We start from the raw sequence: 8,895 nt of genomic DNA, 5'->3' as shown, positions 1-8,895 counted from the left end.
GCATCCGGGAGCTTGCCACCGTGGGCGTTGATGGTGTCCACTTCGTCCTGCGGCACGGAAGAAGAACCGTGGAGCACGATCGGGAAGCCCGGGAGCTTTTTTTCGATGGCGTGGAGCACGTCGAATGCCAGGGGAGGCGGAACGAGCCTGCCAGTCTTCGGGTCGCGAGTGCACTGTTCCGGCTTGAACTTGTAAGCACCGTGGCTGGTACCGATGGAGATAGCGAGGGAGTCGCAGCCCGTACGGGTAGCGAAGTCGATCACTTCTTCCGGCTTGGTGTAGTGGGATTCTTCAGCCTGGACTTCGTCTTCCACACCGGCGAGCACGCCGAGTTCAGCTTCGACGGTCACGTCGTGCTGGTGAGCGTATTCAACAACCTTCTTGGTGAGGGCGATGTTGTCTTCGTACGGAAGAGCGGAACCGTCGATCATCACGGAAGAGAAACCGTTGTCGATGCAGTCCTTGCAGAGTTCGAAAGAGTCACCGTGGTCGAGGTGGAGCACGATTTGCGGATTGGCGCAGCCGAGTTCCTTGGCGTATTCAACAGCACCCTGGGCCATGTAGCGGAGGATGGTGCCGTTGGCGTAGTTGCGGGCACCCTTAGAGACCTGCATGATCACCGGAGACTTCTGCTTCACAGCAGCCTGCACGATGGCCTGCATCTGTTCCATGGTGTTGAAGTTGAAAGCCGGGATAGCGTAGCCACCCTTAACAGCCTTTGCAAACATTTCCCTGGTGTTCACCAGGCCGAGTTCCTTGTAAGAAACTGCCATTTGTTTTACCTCTTGATTCTTTGGCGACTTGCATCGCCGGTTAAAAGTTACGGGGCTAAAGATAGCATTTTCACACTGTTTTGTCCACCAATTTCGTCGCCGTTCCGCGCGTGCCTGTCCGGTTTTCTTGTTTTTACTTGCGCACCTTGCGCCATGAATGTATATTAAAAGAGGTGTCTGGTTTTAAGGAGTATCTATGCTTTTCAAGCGAAGCTTGCTAGCGGTGTCGGCCATTGCCCTTATGGCTGTGTTTTCGCATGCCGAGGTCACCTACACGCTCCACAAGTCCGCAAACCCGACTGCCGACGAGCAGGACGCCTACAAGCGCATTACGACCGTGATGGATTCGGCGGTCAAGCTCTACAACACCTACTCGAACCTTTCCAAGTTCATCAACGTTTACTACGCGCCGGGCGTGCCCACAGCCGAGGCCAGCAGCAACGGCGACCTCCGGTTTGGCGAGAACCGCAGTTATATGGTGGTGCCCACGGCCATGCACGAGATGGCGCACACGCTTGGCGTCGGGACCACGTCGGAATATGCGGCAACTTGCGTGGACGGTGTGTTCAGGAACGACAAGGTCCAGGCGAAACTCCGTGAAATGGACGGCCCGAATGCGGAACTCCATTGCGACCGTCAGCATATATGGCCGTATGGCCTGAACCAGGCGAGCGAGGCCAAGTCCGAAAAAGACCTGATAAACCACGTGATTCTCGTAGAGACCATTTACCAGCAGCTGTTCAAGGTGGCGTTCTACAAGGAGGGGAGGATCAAGTCCCTCGGCGAAACAAAGAAATGCATGGGAATTACATCTAGCAATGCGCTCGAACTCATGGATTGTAGCGATACGGCGACCTTCGTGAAAATTTTCTCGGTGGGCGATAACCCCGTTACATACTACATTCAGCTCGGGAGCCGCGTCGTGGATATCCCGAACGAATCCACTGCGGCTGGCATTGTCGCCTCGACCTACGGTTACAACGGCGGTGCTCACCAGCGTTATACCTTCGATGATGCCGGAGTCAATATGCCGAATGCCTTCTTGCTCAAGAACTACAAGAGCGGGCTCTACCTGCAGGCGGTGGGCAAGCAGGTGCAGCAGAACCGGAAGGTGGACCGCGACGAATCCTTCATCTGGAAACTCGAGGAAGCGGGCACGAAGCCCGATACGTCTTCTGCTGGCGATACGAGCGTCGTCGCTCCCGATACTTCTGACACGAGCAAGACTGACACGTCAATAACGAGGATTGTCCGTATCCGCGACATTCAGCTGCAGGCTGCCACGACAAGGATATTTGACCTGAAGGGCCGGAACATCGGCCGGCAACCGCTCGGCCGCAACCGTAATACGCATAAAGTTCTTTTCCAGAAGTAAAAACGGCTCATTGCCTGAAAATGCAAAAAGCCCGGCTTTAGAGCCGGGCGAAATTTTTTTGCTTGATTTAGCGATTACACACCGAAAGCGGCATCGGCAGCGGCGGCGTTCTCGGCCACGTTTTCCGGTGCGGCAGCATCGGCAGCTTCGGCAGCGGCGATGGCTTCATCCGTAACATCGTTGTTCGCCTTTTCGATCATGGAAAGCTTGCCTTCCTTGAACTTGTACATGGCGATGGTAGTGGGCTTCTTGTTGAGCTGGATGTAACCCTGGCCTGCCTGGTTGTTGAGGAAGCGGGCTTCATGCGCCATCATGACAACGGCACGGAATACAGAGCCTTGACATTCTTTGCTAGCATAGATATCGTCAAGATAGACTCTCTGATCGGACATCGGGGTACCTCCGAAAAATTTTAGAAGAGGGAGAGGGATTCGAACCCTCGTTACCGTAAAGTAAACACGCTTTCCAAGCGTGCGCCTTCAACCACTCGGCCATCCCTCCAGGATGTGAGGCCAAATATAGATATTTTATTCATGCTTGTCAAGCGTTTTTGGCCTTTTTTCGCAAAAATTTGCAAAAAATTACTTGCCCAGTTCATCCCACACGACCTGCATGAGCGGTTCGAGCGTCCTGGGGGAGAAGTCGAACTTGATATTTGCGGCCTCGAAGAGCTCCTTCACGGGGCGGCTGCTCCCGAGACTTTCGGCACGGAAGAGGTCGTCGATGGCCTTTTTCGGGTCCTTTTTGAAGTTCGCCCACACCTGCAGGGCCCCGATCTGGGCAATCCCGTACTCGATGTAGTAGAACGGGCACTCGAAAATATGGAGCTGCTTCTGCCAGAGGTTGCGGCGCACGGCCTCGAGCCCGGTGTAGTCCACGCCGGCATCGTAGCGGGACATGATTTCGTCCCAGATATCGCTGCGGTCTTCCGCCGTATGGGTGGGGAAGTTATAAAGCCTGTGCTGGAAACTGTCTACGCTCGCGACCCACGGGAAAAGCCAGACGACATCTTCGAGTTCACCGATGGTGCTGCGTTCGATCGCTTCGCGGTCATCACCGTAGAAAGGCTTCAGATTCGACATGCCGATGAGTTCCATGCTCATGCTTGCCACTTCGGCGAATTCGGCGGGAACGTCGCGGTACGGGAAAATGGGCTGGTCCGCAAGTGCGAACTGGTGGAACGAGTGCCCCGATTCGTGCAGGAGCGTGTAGATATCGCGGTCCGTGCAGGCCGAATTCATGAAGATAAAGGGGAGGCGGCTCTCGTCAAAACCGATCTGGTAGCCGCCCGGAGCCTTGCCGAGCCTGGAATCCGGGTCGATGAGCTTTTTCACCTGCATCTCGCGGGCCCACTTGCCTGCCTGCGGATGGATGCTCTCGAAAATCTGGTCGACTTTCTCGATAAGTTCGTCGCCGATGCTATAGGGCTTGAGCGGGGCACGGTTCATCGGGTCTACGCTCAAATCCCACGGGCGCAGGCGTTCGAGGCCCATCTTCTGCGCTCGCTTCTTGTACATTTCCTTCTGGAGGGGGAGGACCAGTTTCTCGATGCTCTCGTGGAAGGCTTCGCAGTCGGCAGGGGAGTAGTCAAAACGGTGCTTCGCGAGGAATATATAATCGATAAAGTCCTTGCAGTGGGCGTTCCTCGCAATCTGCTTGCGAATTGAGAATAAATTATCAAACGAGTTGTCGAGCGCTTCCTTGTCCTTGAGGCGACGATCCCACATGGTGCGCCAGGCGCGTTCGCGCAGTTCACGGTCCGTGCGTTCCATGTAGGCGGCCATCTGTTGCATGGTCTTCGTTTCGCCATCAAATTCGACGCTCATGCCACCGGTAATCTTCTGGTACGCCTGGATTTCCTTGTTCTCTTCGGTCTCGAGCGCGATATTGTCGGGGGAGAACAGGTCCAAGGAAACCTGGACGCCCTTGAACCATTCGCCGAATTCATCCTGGAGCGCATTCTTCGCCGGGTGGGCGACGAGCTTCTTGTTCAGCTTGTCGTCGTATTCGTTCATGATGGGCTGGATGTTCTCCACAAAGCTCTCGTAGGCCTTGGCAGCTTCTTCGTCGGCAGTGTTGCAGGTCATCGCCACGTAACGGCGGCAGCTCACTTCGCCCAAAACGGATTCGAGTTCGCTCCAGTCCAGAATCCACTGGCGGAGTTTCGCGGAATTTACAGGAATCTCGCGCTGCAGCAAGGACTGGTAAAGTTTTGAAACCTCGTGGGAATCATCGACATTCAGGTTTTCGGGAACATACTTGCGGTTCATTTTTCCTCCGGTTACAGCCCGCCGACCCAGTCTTTCAATATACTGTTCAGGATGGTCTGCCTTACGTTGTCTTCAATGGCAACCATTTCCTCGTGCGAAATCGTGCGGGAATCGTTGAAGTCGAAGGACACGGACTCGCCTTCCGGGCCGAGCGCCACAACAAGCTTGCCTGCGGCCTTGACTTCTGCGATTTCTTTGAATTTGAAAATTCTCTTGTCCAGCGGGAGGCGCGTAGATAGCCGAACCTTGTTCTCGCCGGGAATAAGCGTGACGGAATCCTTGAGTTCGAGCGGCAGGTCCATGAGCGTGTCGAGCGACACGTGCGCAGCGAAATCCCGCAGCCAGAGCGTATCGACGTCGGAATTTTTCACGTCGAGAACAATACCCAGGTACGCATACCCGAGATCGATGTTGACGATGCCCTTCGCGAGGTTCTGCACGAACGCGACGACATTCGGGTTCGGCAGGATTCCTCCGATAACGGCTCCGCCGAGCTGATCGACAATGTCGGGACGGATTTCCACCGAATCGAGCGTAAACTGTCGAAAATCCACCTTCATGTTCCGCATGATGCTTGCCGCGTCGATTTTGCGCGTCACGGCGCAGCCGTCCATTAGGGCGACGGCGATGAGCAAAAGGCAGGCGATTGTGGCGATTTTCTTCATTTTTCAACAATATAACAAAAAGGGCATATACTTATCGTGAGGCAGGCGCAGAATGTACAGCGATTGGCGTTTTTAGTTAAATATCCTGTATTTTGGCATTATAGTATTGCCGATAATGCGGATTATGTAAACTAAATATATAGAAAACAGGGAGGAGGATCATAACCATGATTGCTCTGATTTTCATACTTGATTTAAACTTAGAAATACATTTGATAACAATGTTTCAAAATAATACTCTCGGGGACCTGATAACGCCCTTATTCCATGGTCTTGGCATTGGCATGTTTTTTGCTAAATTTGGGCTGAAAAATAAAATCAAAGGAAAGAATACCATGGCAGAAGATTTGAACGAACAGGAACCGACCGCAGAAGAAAAGGCAAAATTCGAAAATGACGTGCTCAAGGCCGCCGAAGACGCTATGGAGATGGATGGTTCGACAGGCTCACCAACCGAGGACAAGGCCAACGCAGCCCAATCTGCGGACGCACCTGCCGACGCCGAGCAGCCCGCTGAGGAAGCCGCCGAACAGTCTGCCGAACCTACGGAATCTGCCGAGGAAATTCTCAAGGCCGAACTCGCTGCCGCAAATGACCGCAACCTCCGCCTGATGGCCGAATTCGACAACTACCGCCGCCGTACCGCCAAGGAACAGCTCGAACTCATCGAGACCGCCAACGGCAAGCTCCTTGAAAAACTCTCCGAAGTGCAGGACAACTTCGAGCGCGCCTTCGCGAGCGAAAACAAGGCCCAGGATTTGGAAGCCTTCGAAAAAGGCATGCAGATGATCTACAACCAGTTCGCGAAGATTTTGACCGACGCGGGCCTCGAGCAAATCGACCCGACAGGCGCGGAATTCGACCCGAACATGCACGAAGCCCTGATGCAGCAGCCCAGCGAGACCGTGCCCGAAGGCCACGTTGTCACCGTGTTCCAGAAGGGCTACAAGCTCAAGAACAAGATCCTCAAGACCGCGAAGGTCATCGTCTCTTCCGGGAAATAAACCCGCATGACACTCCCCCGCTATTTTAGACACAGTTACGCTTTGTATTGCGCCATTTTTTTCGTGCAATCCCAAAAAAAATGACGAAACCCACATTTAGGTCTTTATTCTGTGCTTTTTTGCCAAAATAATCAAAAAAATTATCAAATTCAGTAAAGTTTATTTATATTTTCGATACATAGCAGGTAAACCTGCGACCGGATTTATAGAGCTTTGCTTCTTATTACCTTCCTGACTGGAATCGGCAAAATTCAAACGCAGAAGGTAATAGGCAAACGCTCACGTCCCATTCGGGGCGTGGGTTGTTGACTTTTGTTTGTGCGTTATGGCTTTGCCGAGCCTCAGTCTGCAAACAATTGATTGGCAACACACGCCTTTTTTTTGCAAAGAAATGCCACAAGGCCTCTGTTTTCGAGCCGCAGCTTACTAATCAGCAAAAAACGGAGACTTTATGAAAAACATCAAACGCATTTTCAATTACGCGGCCGTAGTGGCATCTGCATGCCTGTTCATCTCATGCGTTATTAATCCACCAGCATGGTATAAAGAAGGATATAACAAGTTTGATACAGAAAATGCTCTTGCGCAATGCGAATATGATGTAAGCATGCAAAAAATTCCTGATGAAAAATACGCTTCCACTGTAAAAAATTGCATGATTCGTCAAGGATTCCGCTATCTTGATAACCCCCCAAACTATCCTAAGGAAAGTACATATTCAACATCTACGCCAGCACAAAACATTCCAACAACAGAAACTAAGCAAAATTCACCAGAAGAAAAAACCACTTCATCCAATCAACAAGATAACACTAATGAGAATTCATCGAATGAATCTGGAGAAAAAGAATGGTGGAAATAAATTCAATAAAAAAATGCTACGCGATTCTAATCATCGGTGGCATGCTTCTTTCTGGTTGTGCAGGAAATACAGTCACTATTGGGCAACAAGTATGGATGTCAGACAACGTCAATAAAGCCATGAAAGGAGCAAGATGTTACAAAAAGAGTAATGATGGTAAACCATGCGCAGACAACAACATGGTTTATACCTGGGAGAGCGCTATTCACGCTTGCCCCGCAGGTTTTCATTTACCAAGCAAACAAGACTTCTTAACTCTTGAAAAAAATCGAATAAAAAACAAAGATATAATTAGTTTCGGATGTTTTGGAAATGACAAGACATCCAGCGGAGGGTTTTGCTATGAAACAGCGTTCTCTGCATATTGGACAAGTTCGGAAGCAGACAAGAAAAACGCCTTCGTTTGGGACGTTGATTTCAGCTACAAATTTTTCGAGTCGAAAACAGACAATAAAAACGAATACTACGCAGTCCGGTGCATCCAGGATTAAGGAGACCGTATGTTTAAAAAATTTCTTTTGATTTTATTTGTATTCGTCATAGCTGCATCTGCCAGCGATGTCACCGTCACATATCAATCTAGCGGAGATATAAAAGACAGAATAAATCTTCTTAAGAATATGAAGAACAAGTTCTCTCTTGATCAAAATCAAGAGCAAGAATATAATGCACTATGGGAACAAGCTAATTCCATCGCAAAAATGAACGACAGATGTAGTTCTATATCCTTAAATGAAGTTATCGATGAAGAATGCCAACATTTTTATGAAATCGATCTTCCCCAATTCGAAGCAAAATTTTTTGAGCTAACAGGTGAATTTAAGCTAAATGCAGTCAAAGCTTCCAACTCGCTATCAGACAAACGCGCCATGATTGAAGCATGCGTAAACGCCCTCTCACCAGAATCATATCAAGTTTCATCCATCATTACCGTAATCGGAGAAGTAACACCAGAGCCGCTAGAAAACGATCTTGCCATGATTAGATATAACTTAGCACTTGGCATTAATGACGAAAAGAAAGAGGCTATCAAATCACGACTCGAAAAATGGTACGAAGCCTGCGGAGACGCAATTACAAGTCAAGGCGATTTTTCTCCGCTTTTCATTCAAAAAATCAACAAGCAAAACAGGCACTCCAAAACATTTTTTGACATCAAAGGAAATTTAATCAGATTAATTACAGGACAACAGGAAAGATTTAGCTACTATATCAATGATCGTTTACTTTTTGGGAAATCCAATGCAAAAGGAACACCCTTACTCTCTATAACAAAAAATGGGATAATAGGATTTGCAAATATGTCTAACATTTCATGGAAAAGCTACGCAATCTTTCCAGAAAAAGAAATCAAACAGAAAGGGTTTAATGGTCGAATTGTCTGGGGAAAAAGACCTGCCCCACGTCGAAACATTAGAGCCTTGAAAAATGGAAAAGTCATCAAAAGTGTTGTGATTGGCCAACAAGAGTGGTTTGCAATGGATTATGGAACCGGAGATTGGGACAAAGCAAAAAAAACATGTCCTTCTGGTTGGCATCTTCCCTCTGATGACGATTGGAGACAACTTGGTAATTTTGTCCGAGATAATAGCTACGAAGCCCCTATAGGTATTTCGCTACGGGCGGCGTTTGGGTGGAAAAAGCCAGGTATCGATCTTTACGGATTTAGTGCAAAACCAGACACATACTATGGCGAAGACAACGAAAATATCCGCGATGAAGAATGCGTTGTCTACTGGAGTTCGAACAATTCTGGCGAAACACGCGCTAGCAGATGGATGATTTGCGGAGAAAATTTGAAAAATTCATCCGCAAAGAAGTTGAATTCCTACACAATCCGCTGTATTAAAAATAACGAAATTCATTTTTAACATAGGCAAACAAAAGCAAGCAAGTGGGCTTCAAGAAAGAAGCCTATTTGTTTTTTGGGGGCCTAGTATAAAAAA

At 49.4% G+C, this 8,895-nt stretch carries 9 protein-coding genes and 1 tRNA gene; 5 read left to right on the top strand and 5 right to left on the bottom strand.

Annotated features, from left to right (window positions below; genetic code table 11):
• The coding region (locus B2310_RS07805) for a ketose-bisphosphate aldolase (protein ID WP_290730276.1) at positions 1-773 on the bottom strand (773 nt) is incomplete at its 3' end.
• A 196-nt stretch (positions 774-969) separates the two neighbouring features.
• On the opposite strand from B2310_RS07805, the gene B2310_RS07800 reads away from it, so the two are divergent.
• The gene (locus B2310_RS07800) at positions 970-2,148 is read left to right on the top strand and encodes an RICIN domain-containing protein (protein WP_290730273.1); all 1,179 of its coding nucleotides are present in this window, start codon (positions 970-972) and stop codon (positions 2,146-2,148) included.
• 74 nt (positions 2,149-2,222) lie between these two features.
• On the opposite strand, the gene B2310_RS07795 is transcribed toward B2310_RS07800, so the two are convergent.
• From B2310_RS07795 to B2310_RS07780, 4 genes are all read right to left on the bottom strand, one after another.
• Positions 2,223-2,540 carry a hypothetical protein gene (locus B2310_RS07795; RefSeq protein WP_173366588.1) on the bottom strand — a complete coding sequence of 106 codons (318 nt, stop codon included), beginning with the start codon at positions 2,538-2,540 and terminating at the stop codon, positions 2,223-2,225.
• A gap of 24 nt (positions 2,541-2,564) precedes the next feature.
• Positions 2,565-2,649 (bottom strand) — tRNA-Ser (locus B2310_RS07790).
• An 80-nt stretch (positions 2,650-2,729) separates the two neighbouring features.
• Positions 2,730-4,418: a M3 family oligoendopeptidase gene (locus B2310_RS07785; protein WP_290730270.1), complete on the bottom strand. Its 1,689-nt coding sequence runs from the start codon at positions 4,416-4,418 to the stop codon at positions 2,730-2,732.
• 11 nt (positions 4,419-4,429) lie between these two features.
• Positions 4,430-5,083 carry a hypothetical protein gene (locus B2310_RS07780; protein WP_290730267.1) on the bottom strand — a complete coding sequence of 218 codons (654 nt, stop codon included), beginning with the start codon at positions 5,081-5,083 and terminating at the stop codon, positions 4,430-4,432.
• A gap of 335 nt (positions 5,084-5,418) precedes the next feature.
• On the opposite strand from B2310_RS07780, the gene grpE reads away from it, so the two are divergent.
• The 4 genes from grpE (at position 5,419) to B2310_RS07760 (ending at position 8,820) form a co-directional block, all read left to right on the top strand.
• Positions 5,419-6,087 (top strand): nucleotide exchange factor GrpE, encoded by a 669-nt coding sequence (gene grpE / locus B2310_RS07775; RefSeq protein ID WP_290726619.1) that lies wholly within the window; start codon positions 5,419-5,421, stop codon positions 6,085-6,087.
• Positions 6,088-6,538: 451 nt separating this feature from the next.
• Positions 6,539-6,949, top strand: coding sequence for a hypothetical protein (locus B2310_RS07770; protein WP_290730264.1), 411 nt, complete (start codon positions 6,539-6,541; stop codon positions 6,947-6,949).
• Positions 6,937-7,440: an FISUMP domain-containing protein gene (locus tag B2310_RS07765; RefSeq protein WP_290730262.1), complete on the top strand. Its 504-nt coding sequence runs from the start codon at positions 6,937-6,939 to the stop codon at positions 7,438-7,440. Before B2310_RS07770 ends, B2310_RS07765 begins: the two co-directional genes overlap by 13 nt.
• A 9-nt stretch (positions 7,441-7,449) precedes the next feature.
• Entirely contained in the window at positions 7,450-8,820 is a 1,371-nt protein-coding gene (locus B2310_RS07760) for an FISUMP domain-containing protein (RefSeq protein ID WP_290730259.1), read from the top strand.
• Positions 8,821-8,895: the final 75 nt, after the last annotated feature.

Source organism: Fibrobacter sp. UBA3629 (assembly GCF_002374005.1).
Classification (GTDB): domain Bacteria; phylum Fibrobacterota; class Fibrobacteria; order Fibrobacterales; family Fibrobacteraceae; genus Fibrobacter.
Note: the sequence above shows the minus strand (reverse complement) of the source record. Positions and strands in the feature narration are given on the sequence as shown.